Source organism: Phenylobacterium sp., from assembly GCF_036563385.1.
In the GTDB taxonomy this organism is placed as follows: domain Bacteria; phylum Pseudomonadota; class Alphaproteobacteria; order Caulobacterales; family Caulobacteraceae; genus Phenylobacterium.
Genome location: NZ_DATCML010000004.1, coordinates 858,855 through 876,342 on the forward strand (window position 1 = coordinate 858,855; position 17,488 = coordinate 876,342).

Genomic DNA, 17,488 nt, shown 5'->3' on the forward strand with positions numbered 1-17,488 from the left:
TTGGGTCCTCCCGCCGGCGGTTCGTCCGCCCTGTGCTTGCCGATACTGAACCCGCCTGACGCAGCGTCCGCAAGGCGCTATGACGGCGGTTGAAACGATTGTTTGAGGGAGCGCCGCCCGATGCCCGCCGACCTGTCCGTCGAAGAGCTGCTGAGCCAGGATTTCGGCACGATCGCCGACGTGGTGAGGGCCCAGGCCCGCGGGCTCAAGGACAAGCCGGCCCTGGTCGACGCCCGGCGGGTGATCTCCTACGCGGAACTGGACGCCCTGATGGACCGCATCGCCGCGGCCCTGCAGCGGGACGGCGTGGGCAGGGCGGACGTGGCGGCGATCTGCGCCTCGTCGAGCGTCGAATATGGCGCGGCCTTCCTGGGCGTCCTGCGGGCGGCCGCCACCGTGGCGCCGCTGGCGCCCTCCTCGACGCCGGAGAGCCTGATCGTCCAGCTGAACGACAGCGGGGCGAAGGTCTTCTTCCTCGACAAGCAGCTGGCCGAGCACATGGCCGGCGTCATGGACCAGGTGACCGCCAAGCGCGTGAGCCTGGACGGCTCAGACGCCGGCACGCCCTTTGAGCAGTGGCTGGCGCCGGAAGGCGCGAAGCCCGAGCTGCACGAGGTCGACCCCGACCAGGGCTTCAACATCATCTATTCGTCCGGGACGACCGGGGCGCCGAAGGGGATCGTGCAGCCGCACCGCATGCGCTGGGGCCAGATCCGCCGGGGCGTCTACCCGGCCGACGCGGTGACCATGGTCTCCACGCCCCTCTATTCGAACACCACGCTGGTGTCGTTCCTGCCGACCATCTCCAATGGCGGCACCGCGGTGCTGATGCCGAAGTTCGACGTGAAGTCGTTCCTGGAGCTGTCCGAGAAGCACCGCGCCACCCACGCCATGCTGGTGCCGGTGCAGTACCGGCGGCTGATGGAGCATCCCGACTTCGACCGATACGACCTCTCCTCGTACCAGATGAAGTTCTCCACCTCGGCGCCCTTCTCGGCCGAGCTGAAGCGCCAGGTGCTGGACCGCTGGCCGGGCGGGCTCGTCGAGTACTACGGCATGACCGAGGGCGGCGGGTCCTGCGGCCTGCAGTGCCACGAGTTCCCCGACAAGCTGCACACTGTCGGCCGGCCGCTGCCGGGCCACGACATCCGCCTCATCGACGAGGACGGCAAGGAGGTCCCGCAGGGCGAGATCGGCGAGGTGGTCGGCCGCTCCGGGGCGATGATGGTCGGCTACCACAACCAGCCGGGCAAGACCTCGGAGGCCGAATGGTGGAGCCCGGAAGGGCTGCGCTACATCCGCACCGGCGACGTGGGCCGCTTCGACGAGGACGGCTTCCTCACGCTCATGGACCGCAAGAAGGACATGATCATCTCGGGCGGCTTCAACATCTACCCGAGCGACCTGGAGGCCGAGCTGGTCAAGCACGAGGCGGTGCTGGAGGCGGCCGTGGTCGGCGTGCCGTCCAAGGCCTGGGGGGAGACGCCGGTGGCCTATGTCGCGCTGAAGCCTGGCCAGGCCGTCGCGCCCGAGGCGCTCCGCCAGTGGCTGAACGAACGGGTCGGCAAGACCCAGCGGCTGGCCGACCTGCAGCTGGTGGACAGCCTGCCCCGCAGCCACATCGGCAAGATCCTGAAGCGCGAGCTGCGCGACGCCTACCAGGGGCCGGCCACCACGGCTTGACCTTGTCTTCCCTTGCGGCGCCTACCCACCTGCCAAGTTTCAGTCGGAGGGCATGAGCCATGATGGAAGGCAACCAGGCGGCGGCGTTCGCCGAGCGGCAGCAGGGGACGCTGCCCGGAAACCTGGCCATCGAATGGGAGGAGGTGGCCAACGGCTCGGCGCGCGGGCGCTTCAGGGTGGCCAAGGGGCACATGGCCCCGAACGGCTTCGTGCACGCCGCCTCCGTCGTGGCGCTGGCCGACTCGGCCTGTGGCTACGCCTGCGTGGCCTCCTTGCCGGAGGGGGCGAGCGGTTTCACCACCATCGAGCTGAAGTCCAACTTCCTCGGCACGGCGAAGATCGGCGAGGTGGTCGCCACCCGGGCCTGGCTGGTCCACGGGGGCCGTATGACCCAGGTCTGGGACGCCGAGGTGACCAACGAGACCACCGGCAAGCTGATGGCGACCTTCCGCTGCACCCAGATGGTCCTCTATCCGCGCTGACGGGGCCTTGCGCGACCGGGGGCGGATGAGTAGGTTCCGCGCCTTCGCTCAGCGGACCCCTTCGGGCGGTCCGGATCCGGCCTGGAGAGGTGGCTGAGTGGTTGAAAGCACCGCACTCGAAATGCGGCATACTCGCAAGGGTATCGAGGGTTCGAATCCCTCCCTCTCCGCCATGGCCCACGTGATCTGAGCGCGCTCCTGCGCTGGCGGGCGAAGGAACCACGGAAGACACGGACCACACGGAACGGCGCTGGCGCTGGCGCATGGCGCGATTGCCCCGCGGCTGTCATCCCGGTTTCGGCGAAGCCGAAGACCGGGACCTCTGTACGCGGCGGCCGGCGGTTGGGGCTGCGGCGGGTCGTTGGCGCAAAGGGTGGTGGACGCGGGCTGGAGGTCCCGGTCTTCGCGTCCCGCCAAACCGGGATGACAGTCGGGGGCGGCGGACGCGTGCGTCAGCGACGGCGGCGGCCGAGGTCGGATTCGGTGTGGCTGAGGCCGACAGTGAGGCTGCCGCACTTGCCCAGCGGCTGGGTGACCACGCCGCCGATGGAGCGGTAGCCGCGGGTGCCGACGCCGGCCCAGACCTCGCCGTGCGGCTTGCCGTCATGGGCGTGGCAGCGCGTGCGCTCGCCTGGCGACGGCGCCTCGGCCGAGGGCTGGCCCGCGAGGACCCGGTTGGCCCAGTCGCCGATAGCGCGGGCTTCCACGGCGTCACTATCCTGCGTCGCAATCGGCGCGGGGGCTTCGGCGGCAGGCGGCGCGCCCGAGGCGCCGGCGGTGGCCATCGGCTCCTGGGCGCTCACGGGGGCGGCAAGGGCGAGGCAAAGGCCGACGCCAAGCAGGGGGATACGCATGGGGAACTCCGATCGGCAGGCAAGCTGAGCGCCAACCTCGGCCAGAACATGGCCGTTCCGGCTCGCCGTCGCCACCCGCCGGCCCGTCAGCGGCTTGGCGCCCGGGGCGCGGCCTGAGCGATACCTGCCCGGGCGCGGGCGAAAACCTCGTCCCAGGCGCCCGGGGCCGGCTGGCGCAGCAGGCGGACCGAGCGGTACCAGGGCAGGCTCTCCCCCGCCTCGCCGTAGCGCCACTCGGCGGCGTCGGGCAGCAGGGCGAGGCAGGGCGCGCCGAGCGCGCCGGCCAGGTGGACGTTGGTGTTCTGCACGGACACCACCAGGTCGAGGTTGGCGATCAGGGCGGCGAGGTCGGCGAGGTCGTGCGTCTCGGCGGGTTCGAAGCGGCGGATCGGGGGGTCGCCGCGGGCGTCGGCGGCCGCCAGTTCGTCGGCCACCGGGCCATGCTGCAGGCTGACGAGATCGCAGCCGTCGAGCCCGAGGCCGGCGACGAAGCGCTCGAGGGGAACGGAGCGGGCGTGGGCGTGGCTTTCGGCCACGCCGCCGCGCCAGGAGAGACCGATCCGGAGCCGCCCCTGCCGCGGTCCCAGCCGCTCCGCCCAGCGGGCGAGATCGGCGGCCGGCGGCCGCAGGTAGGCCTCGCCCGGGAAGTCCGTCACGTGCCGGCGCAGGGCCGCGCCCAGGCTGCCGGCCGCCACCAGCAGGTCGGCGTCGATCGCCAGGCCGCTGGGGTCGGGCACGGCCACCTCGGGGAAGGAGGCGCGGAACAGGCGCTGGAGCCGGGGATTGGCCACCAGGGTGACGTGGCTCGCCAGCCTGGCCAGGTCGGGGATCATGCTGGCGAACATGACCTCGTCGCCCACCGCCTGCTCGCCCACCACCAGCACCCGCCGGTCGGCCAGATCCGCACGGCTGGGGGCGGGATGCAGGTGCGGGACCATGGCCTCGGGCGCCATGCCGCGCGAGCCGCGCAGAAAGGCCGGCAGCCGCCAGCGCGCCTCGTAGTCCGCCCAGCCGGCGGCGAAGTCCTGCGCCGCAAGCCGCAGCAGGCCGCGCCGGTAGGTGGGCTCCGGCGCGCCCGGCGCCCGCCGGGCCGCCGCGTCGAAAGCCGCCAAGGCGCCTGGGCTGTCGCCGGCGGTGCGGCGGGCCTGGCCGAGCCGGAGCCAGGCCGCGGCGCACCAGTCCTCCGCCTCCGCCAGGCGGCCGTAGACCTCCAGGGCGGCGGCGACGTGCCCGTCGTTCAGATAGGCGTCGCCCTTCAGGAGCCGGGCGGCGACGTTGCGCGGATCGCGCGCAAGCGCCGCCTCCGCCAGAGCCAGCGCCTCGTCGTACCGGCCCTGAAGCTGGAGGATGGCGCCGAGAGTCTCCAGCGCCGTGGTGTGGGCGGGATCCCCTTCCAGCGCCCGCCGGGCGGCGACTTCCGCGTCGTGGTCGCGGCCGGCCTCGCGGTAGGCGGCCGCCAGGTCCGCCAGGGCTTGCAGGTCGCCCGGCGCGCGGGCGAGCCGCTGCTGCAGGGCGGCGAGTCGGCTCTGCTGGGGGTCCACGGGCGCGCTCCGATCGGGGTCCGCCGGCTATAGGACAGGGCTCCGCCCGCCGGCCAGGGCCAAGTGCGCCGGCGCCGGCGGTCAGCCGGGGCCGTCGAGCTCGGCATGGCTGCGGCCGCGGGTTTCCCGGGCCACCAGCGCGGCGAGAACGCTGATGGCGCCCGCCGCCGCCACGTAGATGGCCACCGGCGTGGCCGAGCCCGTCGCCTGGAGCAGGGCGACGGCGATGATCGGGGCGAGCGATCCCGCGAAGATCGAGGTCCCCTGATAGGCCAGGCTGACCGCCGAGTAGCGGATGCGGGTCGGGAAGAGCTCCGAGAGGAAGGCGGCTTGTGGGCCGTACATGGCCGCGTGGAAGACCAGGCCCACCACCACGGCGGTGACAATGGCCGGCGTCGCCCCCGTGTCCAGCAGGCGGAAGAAGGCGAAGGCCCACACCGCCGTGCCCGCCGCGCCGAGGGCGTAGACCGGCCGGCGGCCAACCCGGTCGGAGAGCGCGCCGAACAGCGGGATGCAGACGGCCTGGACCGCGGCCCCGATCATCAGGGCCTGAAGCGCCAGCTGCCGGCTCGCCCCCACCTCGGTGGTCAGGTAGGTGATGGAGAAGGTGGTGATCACATAGTAGCCGATGTTCTCGGCCACCCGCAGGCCGGCTCCGACCAGGAGCCCGCCGGGACGGGTGCGGATCGCCTCGAGAATCGGGGCCGAGGCGGCCGGCTGGCGGGCCTGGGCGTCGCGGAAGACGGGGCTCTCCTCCACGGTGCTGCGCACGTACCAGCCCACCCCGATCAGCACGACGGAGAGCAGGAAGGGCACGCGCCAGCCCCAGTCCAGGAACTCGGCCTCGCTGAGCGTTGCGGCCATGATCGCCAGAACCGCGGCGGCGGCCAGGTTGCCCAGCGCCACGCCGGCCTGCGGCCAGCTGGTCCAGAAGCCGCGCCGGCGGGCGTCGCCGTGCTCGGAAACGATCAGCACCGCGCCGCCCCACTCGCCGCCAACGGCGAAGCCCTGGACCAGGCGAAGCACGATGAGCAGGGCGGGCGCGAGGGCGCCCACCTGACCGTAGGTGGGCAGCAGGCCGATCAGCACGGTGGCCCCGCCCATCAGCATCAGGCTGAGCATGAGCAGCTTCTTGCGGCCGAGCCGGTCGCCGAAGTGACCGAAGACGAAGCCGCCGAGGGGGCGCGCCACGAAGCCCAGGGCATACGTGGCGAAGGCCAGCAGGGTGCCGGTGAGCGGATCGGCCTTGGGGAAGAACAGCTGGTTGAACACCAGGGCCGCGGCCGTGCCGTAGAGGAAGAAGTCGTACCACTCGATCGTCGTGCCGATCAGGCTGGCGACCACGACCTTGCGGAGCGCCGCGGGCGAGGTGGCGGGCTCCGCCATCTAACGACGGCCCGCCCAGGCCTTGGCCTGGTCGGAGGCGAGCTCGACAAGGCTGCCCATGGCGACCGGCACGTCCAGCGAGTGCAGACCCCAGTCGGGCTGGACCACGCCGTTGGCCAGGTGGTCGCCGGTGATCTCGTCGGTGCGCGGGTCGCGCGGATCGCCGTCGACGCGGATGGCCAGGTAGCTGCCGTTGCTGTCGGTCACGCACTGGCCGCTGATCAGGCCCGGGACCTTGACGAAGGTGGTGTCGACCGGACGCTCAGGCGTGACCCATGGCTTCGGCGGGGCGGCGGTGGGATGCATGCTCTTTGCGCCGAACACTGACGACAGGGTCGCGCGGCCGCCGCCCAGGGCCGCCGGGTTGGTGCAGGCCACCTGCATGCCCGGAGCGGTCGTGCGGCCGAAGCGGCTGTTGGCTGGCGGCGGGGCGCGCTCGCGGAATGTCACCCAGCTGACCACGCAGCCGGTCTGGGCTCGCGTGCGGCAGAGCGGCATGGACTTGAAGTCGCCGCCCACGTCCTTGCCCTTGGGCACGAGCACATTGGTCCCCGCGAGATAGGCGGCGACGATGCGCGCCTGAGCCGGCTTGCCCTCGATCTCCTCCTGGATCAGCCGCTTGAGCACGCCCGCGCCCTGGCTGTGGCCGAACAGGATCACGCCCCGGCCGCTGTTGTCGCGGGCGAGGTAGTCGCGCCAGGCGTCGCGCACGTCGCCATAGGCGAGGTCACGGTCGACCGCGACCTGCTCGCCAGCGGTCATCCGGCGCAGCGCCGGGATGGTGATCTGGCGGTAGAGGGGCGCAAAGATCCGGCAGACCTGGCCAAAGCGGGCGAGCTGGCGCGAGACCGTGGCGCGCTCCTCCGGGCCTGGCGACATGTCAGAGTTGGGCGTCGTGTCGGCAGACGCCGTCGGATAGACGTAGAAGCAGTCGACCGTGGGGGACGGGTTGCGGGTCCAGGCCTCGCGCCGGAACGTCCCGTTGGCTTCGATCACGGTGGCGGTCAGGTCGATGTCGCAGGCGTCGCCCGCCCGGCCGGGGCGGCAGAGCCAGGCGTCCTCGCGCGTGTAATCATTGGGGGCGGGCCTGGCCGTCGCCGGCTGCGTCCCCGCAGGCTGGGCGGGCTGGGCGGAAGCGGAGCCGGCGGCCAGCAGGCCAAGGGCCAGGCCGCCCGCGATCAGGGCGCTGCGCATCATCATTCGTCCTCCCCTGGCTCCTCGGCGGGAGCCTTGGCGGCATGGAGCACGCCGCGGCGCAGCTCCGCAAGGGCGGGGCTGGCCAGATGGCGCAAAGCGGCGTCTGCTGCGCTGAATAGACTGGCGAAACGGCGTCGCAATACGCTAGACACTTTTCGCAAGAACGGTATGGCGGCCGCGAGAAGACGGCCGTGTCGTCCTGGGGGGAGGGCCGAGGTTGATACGTGACTTCCTGGTCTGGCTGCAGACCGAGCTGGGCAAGGGGCCCGGCGAGTACCCGATGTCGTGGAGCGAGGCGCTCCTCGGCTCGCTCAACTTCTGGGGCCTGCTCGAGGGCACCCACCTGCTCGCCCTGATGCTGTTCGCCGGCACGATTTTCGTCGTGGACCTGCGGCTGCTGGGCGTCACCTTCAAGCGCACGCCGGTGTCGGTGCTGAGCGACAAGGTGCTGCCGCTGACCGTCTTCGGCTTCGTCATCGTCCTACTGACGGGCCTGGCGCTCTTCTACGCCAAGCCGTTGGTTTACTACCACAATATCTGGTTCCGCGCGAAGCTGGTGTTCATCGTCCTGGCGCTGCTGAACATCGTGATCTTCCACCGCCGGGTGCAGCGGAACATCAGCGACTGGGACGGGCTGGCGAAGCCTCCGGGCGCCGCGCGGGCCTCGGCGGCGATCTCCCTGGCCGCCTGGGTGATCGTGATCATGCTGGGCCGCTTTATCGCCTACGACTGGTTCGAGTGCGGCAAGCCGCTCCCCGACTGGGCCAACGCCCTGCAGGAGTGCGCCGCGTCGGAGAAGGGCGCCCAGACCCTCGCGGAGCTCGCCCAATGACCCCCGCCGACGTCTTCCCCGAACTCCGCCCCTGGGTGGAGAACCTGGTCAACGTCTGGCCGGCCTACATCATCAAGCCGCAGTTCGCGCAGTGGCAGGTGCTGCACATCCTGTCGATGGTGATCCTGGGCGGGACCAGCATCCTCATCAACCTGCGCCTGATCGGCGTCGGCGTGACCAACGAGAGCCCGTCGGAGGTCTATCGCAACCTCAGGGCCTGGCTGCACGTGGGCGTGGTCGGCATCGTGGTCTCGGGCGTGCTGATCGGCATGGCCAACGCCGAGCGCCTCTACGACTCCGCGGCCTTCACGGTGAAGATGCTGGCGCTGCTCGCGGGTGTGATCCTGACCTATGGCGCGAGCGCGCTCGCCGCCAAGGCGGATGGCCGGGTGGGCGGCGCGGCGAAGGTGTTCTTCCTGCTCGGCCTGGCGGTGTTCGCCGTGGCGCTGTGGGTGTTCAGCACCGGCGACCTCATCAATCCGGGCATGTTCCACGCCATCACGGCGGCGGCCCTGGTGGTGCTGTTCGTCACGCGCGGGCCGATCCGCTGGATCTACCTCGTCGGGCTGACCGCCCTTCTGGTGGCGCAGTACGTGGCCACGCACATCGTCATCAAGGCCGACGACTACGAGCGGCTGGACCCGGTGAACATCGCGTTCGCCTGGATCTTCGCGGCCTGGATCCTGGGCGTGGCGGCCTTCCAGACGGTGGTCGCCGGCCGCAGCGCGGAAGGCGGGCCCATAGCCAAGGCGATCGGCTACGCCACCATCCTGGTGTGGGTTGTGGCCTCGGCCGCCGGCCGCTGGATCGCCTTCGCCTGAGGCGGGCCGGCCGCAAGACGGCCGGGCTCAGCGCCTAGAGGATCGGCTTGCCCCCGGTCACGGCCACCGTGGCGCCTGAGACGTAGGAGGCCTCGTCCGAGGCCAGCATGACGTAGACCGGCGCGAGCTCCTTCGGCTGGCCGGGGCGCTGCATCGGCACCTGCTTGCCGAACTCCTTGACCTTCTCCATCGGCATGGTGGCCGGGATCAGCGGAGTCCAGATTGGCCCCGGGGCGACGCAGTTCACGCGGATCCCCTTCTCGGCCAGCATCTGGGCGAGGCCGGCGGTGAAGTTCTGGATGGCCCCCTTGGTGGTGGCGTAGGCGAGCAGGTTGGGCGAGGGCGTGTCCGCCTGGACCGACGTGGTGTTGATGATCGCCGCGCCCTTCGGCATGTGCGGGACCGCCGCCTTGGTCAGCCAGAACATCGCGTAGATGTTGGTCTTGAAGGTGTAGTCCCACTCCTCGTCCGAGAACTCGTCGATCTCGTCGAAGGTCATCTGGTGGGCGGCGTTGTTCACCAGGATGTCCACCTTCCCGAACGCCTGGACCGCCTGCTGGATGATGGCGCGGCAGTGCTCGGGCGCCGAGATGTCGCCCGCTACCACCACGGCCTTGCGGCCCGCCTGCTCCACCAGGCGGCGGGTCTCCTCCGCGTCCTCGTGCTCGTCGAGGTAGCTGATCAGCACGTCGGCGCCTTCGCGGGCGTAGGCGATGGCGACCGCGCGGCCGATGCCGGAGTCGGCGCCGGTGATGATCGCCGCCTTGCCCTCCAGCCGGCCGGATCCGCGATAGGTCTCCTCGCCATGGTCGGGGCGGGGGTTCATGTCGCGGGTGAGGCCCGGGGGGCGGGTCTCCTGCTGCTGCTCGAAGGGCGGCTCGGGGAAGCTCTTGTCGTCAGCCATCGTCGTCCTCGTCTTGGTCCTCGGCAGCGGTGAAGCGCTCGGCGTCCGGCTCGGCCTCGCCGTCGTGCGCGACGCGGGGACCATCGGTGGAGGAGCCCGTGCGGCGGCCGTCCGGGGTCACGCCAGGCGCGTCCCAGGATCGCGTGTTCTGCATCGCCTCGCCGCCGTGGGCGCGGTCGCCGCCGGATCCCAGCCCGCCTGCGCCATAGCCGGAGCCTAGCGCGGCGCCGTCGCCCGAAGCTTGGCGTGGCCCCTCGGGGTCCTGCGTCTTGCGGATGTCCTCGCCCATGGCGGTCTCCCTCTCCTCGGGAGGGCAACCGGTCAGACCGCGCGTGGTTCCGGGCGGCGTCATCACGAAAAAGGCCCCGTCCATCGGGCGGGGCCTTTCGCTCTCCTCAGGTCCGGCCGAAGCCGGCGGTGGGGCGCTACATCATCCGCCGACGGCCAGCGATGGCGTGGTAGATGAACAGCACGATCACCGCGCCGATGGTGGCGACGAGCAGCGAGTACAGGTTGAAGCCCGTCACGCCGGCCGCGCCGAAGCGGGTGAACAGGAAGCCGCCGACGAACGCGCCGACGACGCCCAGGACAAGGTCGAGCACGAGGTTGCCGCCGGACCGGTTCACCAGCTTGCTGGCGATGAACCCGGCGATCAGCCCCAGCACGATCCACGCGAGAATGGACATAGGGGTGTCTCCAAAGCGCCGGCTTTCAACGTGAGCCGCCGGCGAGCGCCGCGAAAAAGCCTGCAACAGGCCATCAGGTTCCCAGCGGGGCTGTTCGGGGGCGCGGGCAACCTCGAGCGTCGGTCGGGGTTATGCCCTCCGCGTGTCGCCGAAGGATTGAAGGAGAGACCGTTGCGCAACAAGCTTTTCGCCGCCGCCGTCATGGGTGCGTCGGCCCTTTCGCTGGCCGCCGTCCCCGTCACCGTGGAGGCCCAGAGCAAGCGCGTGCTCGTCTGCGACAAGAGCGTGAAGAAGAAGGCAAACAACGGCACCCTGGTGGGCGCCGTGGCCGGCGGCGTGCTGGGCAATGTGGTGGCCGGCAACGGCGCCAAGACCGAAGGCACGGTGCTGGGCGCCGGCGTGGGCGCCGTGGTGGGTCACCAAGTGGCCAAGAAGAACGCCAAGAAGAAGCAGAACTGCCACTACGAGTACGTGCGGCGCTGAGCGCCTAGCGTTTCACGCACATCCAGCGCGCCCGGTGGAAGTTGAGCGCGTTGTCCACGAAGCCCGTGACCCGGGGATTCACCAGGGCGCGGGTGACCTGGAAGAAGAGGGGCGCAGTCCCCTCTTCCGCCAGCATGAGCTGTTCGGCCCGTGACAGCAGGGCCGCCCGCTTCGCAAGGTCCGGCTCCTCGTCCGCCTGGGCGAGCAGGGCGTCATAGGCCGGGTTCTTGTAATCCCCATAGTTCTGCGCGCCGGTTGTCGACTGCATGAGCGCCAGGAAGCTGACCGGGTCGTTGTAGTCGGCGTACCAGCTCATCGAACCCACCTCGAAGTCGCGGTTGCGGTAGGCGGCGAAGGCGATCTGGCCCTCGTTTTGCTGCAGCCGCACGTTCACGCCGATGGCGCGCCAGTCCGCCTGGACCGCCTCCATCAGGAGCAGTGAGTCGGTGTTGTTGGCCGTCTTGATCTCGATCTTCAGCGGCCGCTCGGGCGTGTAGCCGGCCTGCGCCAGCAGCGCGCGGGCCTCGGCTTGACGCTCGGCGAGACTCCTGCCGGCCCAGACGGTCTTCGGTCCTGGTGCGTAGCCGGCGGTGATCGGCGGCACGAAGCCGTAGGCGGGCTGCTGGCCCGCGCGCAGCAGCTTCCTGGTGATGAACTCCCGGTCCACCGACATGGACAGCGCCCGGCGCACGCGAACGTCCTTGAGGGGCGCCACGTCGCGGGTGTTGAACGACAGGTAGGAGGTGGCTAGCGACACGTGGGTGCGAGCGTAGCCCGGCAGGGTGCGTTTCAGCCGCTCGTAGCGGTTGGACTGGAAGGTGGTGTTGAGGTCGAGCTCGCCGCGCTCGATGCGCCGTTCGGCGGCCACCGCATCCGGCGTCGGGTAGTAGTTGATGCGGTCGACGCAGACCTTGTCCGCCTCGAAGAAGTTTGGGTTCTTCACCACCTGGATGCGGTCGCCGAGCCGCCAGGAGACCAGCTTGTAGGGCCCGTTGGAGACGTAGTTGGCCGGCTGCACCCAGGCGTCGCCATGCCTTTCCACCACATGCTTCGGAGCCGGGTAGAAGCTCTGGTGCATCAGCAGCTGGGGCAGGTACGGGGCCGGATGCTCGAGCGTGAGCTCCAGGGTTTTCGGATCGAGCGCCCGGGCGCCCACGGCGGTGAGCGGCGCCTTGCCTTCGTTGGCCGGCTCGCCGTTCTTCAGGATGTAGACCAGGTAGGCGTAGATCGACGCCGTCTTCGGATCGAGGATCCGGCGGTACGCGTAGACGAAGTCGTCGGCGGTGACCGGCCGGCCGTCGGACCACTTCGCCTCGCGCAGGCGGAAGGTCCAGGTCAGGCCATCGGCCGACGTGGTCCAGCTCTGCGCCATGCCTGGCATGGGCTGGGCGTCGGGCGTCTCGGTGGTGAGGCCCATCATCAGGTCGCCCAGCACCCGGCTCTCGGAGACCAGGTTGGCCTTCTGCGGGTCGAGCGTCAGGGGCTCGATCTCGATGCCGTACTCCAGGCACGTCTGGCCGTGCGGGCAGGCGGGGCGCGTCGCCCCGCCCTGGCAGGCGGCCAGAGACAGCGCCGCGGCGGCGAGCAGCGCGGGGGCGAGCAGCGGGGCGGGCGATGGCCTCAAGCGGTCCTCCGGATCAGGAGGCCGCATCACGCATGCCGCGCCGGTCGTTGTCGAGCCGTCGGACCGCTGGGCGGGATCAGTGCAGCTTGAACTCGCCCGCGACGGCCTTCAGCTCGGCCGGCTTGATCAGCTTGCAGTGGCCGATGGTCACCTTGAACAGCGGCCCATCGAGCGTGCGCTCCCAGAAGTCGAGGAACTTCTTCAGCACCGGGAACTCCGGGAAGACGTCGTAGTCCTGCCAGATGTAGCTCTGCAGCAGAGCGGGGTGGTCGGGCATCCGGTAAAGGATCTCGGCCGTGGTCAGGCTGTAGCCTTCCAGCTGCTTGCGGAACTCCGGCGACGCCAACATGTGCAACCTCGTACCTGTGGGTCCAGGCGCGGCGGGCGCTGCGCGAGCGTCACCGCGCATGGAAGGCTACGCACGATTCGAAGAAATGTTCCGTAAAACCCGTACCTTAGCACTCGCCTGAGGCGGGTGCTGCCAAGCTGTTCAGAAGGGGTAGTGCTTCGGGTGCAGCCGGATCGGGATCGGCTCGGCGAATGGGCGCCAGCCGTGCTCGCGGATGACGTCGTTGCTCTCCTTCGCCTTGCGTCCCGCCCCCAGGGACCAGGTGATGTGGTAGGTGGAGCCGTCGGGCCGGTCGGTCGTGCCGCCGATGCGCACCACCATCGCCTGGACCCCCGCGCCGTCGTCGGCCTCGCCGACGATCTCGCCGGACCGCTCGGTGGGCAGCTTCACCTTGTCGGGCCGGAACTTGAGGGTGACGTGGTGGGCGACGGCCTCCGGATAGCGGGCGGGGAAGCGCACGAGCAGGCGCTCGCGGTCCTGCCGGTCCAGCTCCCAGCCGGTGAAGCCATTGGCCATCTCAGACCTCCACGTCGCGACGAACCTGGCCGACGACGCCGAAGACGCGCCGATAGCGCGCCACCTCGGCCGGGTCGCCTGTCGCCTTTTCGGGATTGTCGGAGAGCTTCACCGCGGGGCGGCCGCCCGCCTCCGTCACCTTGCAGACCAGCGAGATGGGGTGGAGGCCGGGCGCCTCGGCGCAGCCCTCCAGGTCGTTGGTCAGCTTGGTGCCCCAGCCGAAGCTGAAGCCGACCTTGCCTTGGAAGTGGCGGTGGATGTGCTCGATGGAGTCGATGTCGAGCGCGTCGGAGAAGACCAGGGTCTTGGAGCGCGGGTCCTGGCCGCGGCTCTTCCACCACGCGATCACGGCCTCGCCCCCTTCGATCGGCGGCGAGGAGTCGGGGCGAAGGGCGGGCCATTCCGCCACCCAGGCCGGCGCGTCACGGAGAAAGGCGGCCGTCCCGAAGGTGTCCGGCAGGATGACGCGCAGGCCGCCGTCGTAGAGATCCTGCCACTCCTGCAGGACTTGGTACTGGGCCTGCTTCAGCCCGGCGTCGTGGGTCGCCAGCGCGGCCAGGACCATGGGCAGTTCGTGACCGTTGGTGCCGACCGGCGGCAGGTCGAGCTCGCGGGCGAGCAGGAGGTTGCTGGTGCCGCGGAACGCGGGGCCGAGCCGGTCGCGCATGGTGCGGACGACCAGCCGCTGCCAGGGCAGGCTGTGGCGGCGCCGGGTCCCGAAGTCGGTGAGGGCGAGGCCGTCCAGCGCCTGCAGCCGGCGGGCCTTCTCCTCCAGGCGCCCGATGGCACAGCCGTAGAGGACGTCCCTCTCCTGGGCGCTCATGCTGGAGACCGCCCGGCGGGCGCGCAGCCCGGTGACGACGGTGAGCGCCGGGATCTCCCACAGGGTCACCTCCGCCCAGGGGCCGGAGAACTCGAGCTCCAGCTGGCCGGCGGCGAACGTCAGCCGGTAGGGCGGCAGGCGCAGGTCCTCCAGCCAGTCCAGGAACTCCGGCGCAAACCGCCCCGGCCGGCCATAGATGCTGGCGCTCTCTAGCCAGCGTCGCTCGTCGGGCTGCAGCCGCAAGGTCCGCACCTCGTCCAGGGCCGCGCGCAGGTCCGCCTCGGCGACCTCGTCGGCCAGCCGGACGGCCCTGGTGCGGTTCACCAGGCTGAAGGTCACCGGCGTGTCGCGATGCCGGCGCCAGATCAGCTGCAGCATCAGGAGCTTGTAGAGGTCGGTGTCCAGCAGGCTGGGGACCAGGGGCTCGCCGCGTCCGGAGTAGTCCAGGCTCATGCTGGGAACAGCTCCGGCCGGCGGACCCGGAGCGCCAGCACCAGGGCCAGGGTCTTGAGGTCCTCGATGCGGCGGCTCGTGACCCAGTCCCACACCTGGGCCAGGGGAGCCTCCATGACGGTGATGTTCTCCCGCTCGCCTTCGACCCCGCCGCCGGCTTCGATCCGGTCCGCGGCGCGGTACTCGGCCAGGAACAGGTCGATCCGCTCGCTGGACACGCCGGGGGTCGAGAAGGGCGAGCCCACATGATCGAGGCGGTCGAGGCGCACCCCCGCCTCCTCCAGCGCCTCTCGGCGTGCGGTGTCCTCGGGGTCCTCGTCCTCCACCATGCCCGCCGGGGCCTCGGCCAGCTCAGGCGGACCTCCGGCCCAGATCACCGGCGGCCGCGGGAGGGAGACCAGCAGGGCCACCTTTCGCTCCGGATCGTAGGGCAGCACCGCCACGGCGCGGCCGTGATGCTCGATCTCGCGCTGGAAGGTCTCGCCGTTGTCGTCGGCCAGCGTCGCCACCATCAGCGTCGCATAGCCCTGATAGACCGTCTCCACCTTCCGCAGCTCGACCGGCATCGATCCTCCTTCGCCTCACTCACCACAGGAACCGCTACCCCGCACCCCCGGTTCAGCCGGCAAGCAAAGGAGCAGGGCATGGCCTCCGAATGGCTGGGCGAGACGCCCCGACGCAAGGGCGGAACGCCGACCGCGCGCGAGGCGCGCACCTTCGACGAGACGCGCGAGATCGCCCGATTGGTGGCGGAGGCGGCGACGCCGCTGCCCGAGCTCGACGATCCCGCCTTCGGGCGCTGCTTCGACGGGTTCGCGGACGCCCGGGTGGTGCTGCTCGGCGAGGCGAGCCACGGAACGTCCGAGTTCTACCGGGCGCGTGCGGCCGTCACCCGCCACCTGATCGAGCACCATGGCTTCAACATCGTGGCGGTTGAGGCCGACTGGCCGGACGCCGCGGTGATCGACCGCCATGTGCGTTACCGCGGGAAGGCGAAGAACGCGCGCGAGGCGTTCAACCGCTTCCCCACCTGGATGTGGAAGAACCGCGAGGTCGAGCAGTTCACCGACTGGCTCCGCGACCACAACCGCTTCCGGGCCGACGGCGAGCGGGCCGGCTTCTACGGCCTGGACCTCTACAATCTCCAGGGCTCGATCCGGGCGGTGATCGACTACCTTGACCGGGTGGACCCGGAGGCCGCCAAGGTGGCGCGCGCCCGCTACGGCTGCATCCTGCCCTGGAGCGAGGAGCCGGCGGTCTATGGCCGCGTGGCCCTCACCCGCGGCTATGCGCCTTGCGAGGACGAGGTGGCGGCCATGCTGAAGGAGATGCTGGAACGCGACTTCGTCGGCCGGGACGGCGAGGACGACTTCGTGGACGCCGCCATGAACGCCCGCCTGGTGCAGGACGCCGAGGCCTACTACCGCGTGATGTACTACGGCTCGGAGGAGAGCTGGAATCTGCGTGACACCCACATGTTCGACACGCTGGAGGCGCTGCTCGAGGCGCGCGGGCCGGGGTCGAAGGCGGTGGTCTGGGCGCACAACTCGCACATCGGCGATGCGCGGGCCACGGACATGGGCAAGGCGCGTGGCGAGCTGAACCTGGGGCAGCTGTGCCGCCAGCGTTGGGGCGCAGACGCGCGGCTGATCGGCTTCGGCACGCACACGGGCGAGGTGGCCTGCGCGTCGGACTGGGACGAACCCATGGAGATCAAGCGGGTGCGGCCGTCCAGGCCCGACAGCTATGAGGCGATCGCCCACGAGGCCGGCGGCGCGCGCTGGCTGCTCGACCTGCGGGAGGGCGCGCACACGGAGCTGCGCGAGCGGCTGATGGCGCCGCGCCTGGAGCGGTTCATCGGGGTGATCTACCGGCCGGAGACCGAGCGCTGGAGCCACTACGTGGAATGCGTCCTGCCCGAGCAGTTCGACGGCTTCGTCTGGTTCGACGAGACGAGCGCCGTAACGCCGCTCGACGTCCGCCAGACAGGGGATCACGAGAGCGGGCGGGAGGAGACCTGGCCGTTCGGGTTATGATTGCGCAGGCCGCACCGGGCGTCGGCTCTTGATCGCGCAGGAGGGCAGACCATCTCTCGCGGCCATGTCTTCGCAGCTCGGTCTCTTCGAACAGCCGCCGCCGGCGCCGGACCTGCCGCCGGGGTTCGTCTATCGGCCCGACTTCCTGTCGGCGGCGGAGGAGGCGCAGATCGCCGCCGAGCTGGCCAAGCTGCCGTTCGAGCCCTTCCAGTTCCGCGGCTTCGAGGCCCGCCGGCGCGTGCATTCGTTCGGCTATCGCTACGACTTCGATCGCGGCCGGCTGGAGCATGCGGACCCGATACCGGACTGGCTTGAGGCGGCGCGCGCCCGGGCGGAGGCCTTCGCCGGCCTGCCGGAGGGCGGACTGCAGCAGCTGCTGATCAACGAGTACCTCCCGGGCGCGCCGATCGGTTGGCATCGGGACCGGCCGCAGTTCGAGAAGGTGGTGGGGATATCGGTCGGCGCCCCGTGCACGTTCCGCCTGCGCCGACGCGTCTCCGGAGGCTTCGAGCGCAAGTCCCTGACCTTGGCGCCGCGCTCGGCCTACCTCGTCGCCGGCGAGGCGCGGGAGGCGTGGGAGCACTCGATCCCGCCCGTGGCGGAGCACCGCTACTCGGTGACCTTCCGCAGCTTCCGGCAGGGCCGTGACCCTGGAACGCATGCTGCATAGAGCCGCCCTATATCGAACATAGGATAATCCGATTTGCCGCCGCGCCCCGGCCAGCGCACGGTGCCGGTCCGAGCGGAAGCTCGCCCCGAGCTCAAGGCCGCCGTCTTCACCGATGGCGGCCCTTTTTTTGGCCGCTGCAGCGGGCGGC

19 protein-coding genes and 1 tRNA gene are annotated in these 17,488 nt (G+C 70.8%); 8 read left to right on the forward strand and 12 right to left on the reverse strand.

The features are described 5' to 3' along the window. Nucleotides 1–120: 120 nt before the first annotated feature. From VIL67_RS05095 to VIL67_RS05105, 3 genes are all read left to right on the forward strand, one after another. A complete protein-coding gene (locus VIL67_RS05095) occupies nucleotides 121–1,683 on the forward strand; it encodes a class I adenylate-forming enzyme family protein (RefSeq protein ID WP_332047754.1) in 1,563 nt (520 codons plus the stop codon). 59 nt (nucleotides 1,684–1,742) lie between these two features. Next, nucleotides 1,743–2,165 (forward strand): PaaI family thioesterase, encoded by a 423-nt coding sequence (locus VIL67_RS05100; RefSeq protein WP_332047755.1) that lies wholly within the window; start codon nucleotides 1,743–1,745, stop codon nucleotides 2,163–2,165. A gap of 83 nt (nucleotides 2,166–2,248) precedes the next feature. Continuing rightward, nucleotides 2,249–2,338, forward strand: a tRNA-Ser gene (locus VIL67_RS05105). A 279-nt stretch (nucleotides 2,339–2,617) separates the two neighbouring features. Here VIL67_RS05105 and VIL67_RS05110 read toward each other — a convergent pair. The 4 genes from VIL67_RS05110 to VIL67_RS05125 form a co-directional block, all read right to left on the reverse strand. Then, a complete protein-coding gene (locus tag VIL67_RS05110) occupies nucleotides 2,618–3,019 on the reverse strand; it encodes a hypothetical protein (protein ID WP_332047756.1) in 402 nt (133 codons plus the stop codon). Between the two features lie 86 nt (nucleotides 3,020–3,105). After that, a complete protein-coding gene (locus VIL67_RS05115) occupies nucleotides 3,106–4,560 on the reverse strand; it encodes a tetratricopeptide repeat protein (RefSeq protein WP_332047757.1) in 1,455 nt (484 codons plus the stop codon). A gap of 81 nt (nucleotides 4,561–4,641) precedes the next feature. Beyond that, a complete protein-coding gene (locus tag VIL67_RS05120) occupies nucleotides 4,642–5,946 on the reverse strand; it encodes an MFS transporter (protein WP_332047758.1) in 1,305 nt (434 codons plus the stop codon). Continuing rightward, nucleotides 5,947–7,146, reverse strand: coding sequence for a DUF3089 domain-containing protein (locus VIL67_RS05125; protein ID WP_332047759.1), 1,200 nt, complete (start codon nucleotides 7,144–7,146; stop codon nucleotides 5,947–5,949). 214 nt (nucleotides 7,147–7,360) lie between these two features. On the opposite strand from VIL67_RS05125, the gene VIL67_RS05130 reads away from it, so the two are divergent. Continuing rightward, nucleotides 7,361–7,975, forward strand: a complete 615-nt coding sequence (locus tag VIL67_RS05130) for a DUF6644 family protein (RefSeq protein WP_332047760.1) — start codon at nucleotides 7,361–7,363, stop codon at nucleotides 7,973–7,975. Beyond that, on the forward strand, nucleotides 7,972–8,796 hold the full coding sequence (locus tag VIL67_RS05135) for a DUF6644 family protein (RefSeq protein ID WP_332047761.1): 825 nt from the start codon (nucleotides 7,972–7,974) through the stop codon (nucleotides 8,794–8,796). Before VIL67_RS05130 ends, VIL67_RS05135 begins: the two co-directional genes overlap by 4 nt. Before the next feature lie 34 nt (nucleotides 8,797–8,830). Here the strand turns inward: VIL67_RS05135 and VIL67_RS05140 are convergent, their stop codons facing one another. The 3 genes from VIL67_RS05140 to VIL67_RS05150 form a co-directional block, all read right to left on the reverse strand. Continuing rightward, complete coding sequence (locus tag VIL67_RS05140; protein ID WP_332047762.1) at nucleotides 8,831–9,700, reverse strand: SDR family oxidoreductase; 870 nt, start codon at nucleotides 9,698–9,700, stop codon at nucleotides 8,831–8,833. Then, complete coding sequence (locus VIL67_RS05145; RefSeq protein ID WP_332047763.1) at nucleotides 9,693–9,989, reverse strand: hypothetical protein; 297 nt, start codon at nucleotides 9,987–9,989, stop codon at nucleotides 9,693–9,695. Before VIL67_RS05145 ends, VIL67_RS05140 begins: the two co-directional genes overlap by 8 nt. 136 nt (nucleotides 9,990–10,125) lie before the next feature. Next, entirely contained in the window at nucleotides 10,126–10,386 is a 261-nt protein-coding gene (locus VIL67_RS05150; RefSeq protein ID WP_332047764.1) for a GlsB/YeaQ/YmgE family stress response membrane protein, read from the reverse strand. Nucleotides 10,387–10,557: 171 nt separating this feature from the next. Between VIL67_RS05150 and VIL67_RS05155 the strand changes: the two genes are divergently transcribed. Further along, nucleotides 10,558–10,869, forward strand: coding sequence for a glycine zipper 2TM domain-containing protein (locus tag VIL67_RS05155; protein ID WP_332047765.1), 312 nt, complete (start codon nucleotides 10,558–10,560; stop codon nucleotides 10,867–10,869). Between the two features lie 4 nt (nucleotides 10,870–10,873). Here VIL67_RS05155 and VIL67_RS05160 read toward each other — a convergent pair whose 3' ends face one another. From VIL67_RS05160 to VIL67_RS05180, 5 genes are all read right to left on the reverse strand, one after another. Next, entirely contained in the window at nucleotides 10,874–12,493 is a 1,620-nt protein-coding gene (locus VIL67_RS05160) for a peptide ABC transporter substrate-binding protein (protein WP_332047766.1), read from the reverse strand. Between the two features lie 76 nt (nucleotides 12,494–12,569). Further along, entirely contained in the window at nucleotides 12,570–12,842 is a 273-nt protein-coding gene (locus tag VIL67_RS05165) for an usg protein (RefSeq protein WP_332047767.1), read from the reverse strand. Nucleotides 12,843–12,983: 141 nt separating this feature from the next. Beyond that, nucleotides 12,984–13,358 (reverse strand): hypothetical protein, encoded by a 375-nt coding sequence (locus VIL67_RS05170; RefSeq protein WP_332047768.1) that lies wholly within the window; start codon nucleotides 13,356–13,358, stop codon nucleotides 12,984–12,986. 1 nt (nucleotide 13,359) lies between these two features. Continuing rightward, nucleotides 13,360–14,634: a nicotinate phosphoribosyltransferase gene (pncB, locus tag VIL67_RS05175; RefSeq protein ID WP_332047769.1), complete on the reverse strand. Its 1,275-nt coding sequence runs from the start codon at nucleotides 14,632–14,634 to the stop codon at nucleotides 13,360–13,362. After that, nucleotides 14,631–15,200, reverse strand: a complete 570-nt coding sequence (locus VIL67_RS05180; RefSeq protein ID WP_332047770.1) for an NUDIX domain-containing protein — start codon at nucleotides 15,198–15,200, stop codon at nucleotides 14,631–14,633. Before VIL67_RS05180 ends, pncB begins: the two co-directional genes overlap by 4 nt. A gap of 78 nt (nucleotides 15,201–15,278) precedes the next feature. On the opposite strand from VIL67_RS05180, the gene VIL67_RS05185 reads away from it, so the two are divergent. Then, complete coding sequence (locus tag VIL67_RS05185; protein ID WP_332047771.1) at nucleotides 15,279–16,670, forward strand: erythromycin esterase family protein; 1,392 nt, start codon at nucleotides 15,279–15,281, stop codon at nucleotides 16,668–16,670. 64 nt (nucleotides 16,671–16,734) lie between these two features. Further along, the gene (locus tag VIL67_RS05190) at nucleotides 16,735–17,340 is read left to right on the forward strand and encodes an alpha-ketoglutarate-dependent dioxygenase AlkB (protein WP_332047772.1); all 606 of its coding nucleotides are present in this window, start codon (nucleotides 16,735–16,737) and stop codon (nucleotides 17,338–17,340) included. The last annotated feature ends 148 nt before the right edge of the window (nucleotides 17,341–17,488 follow it).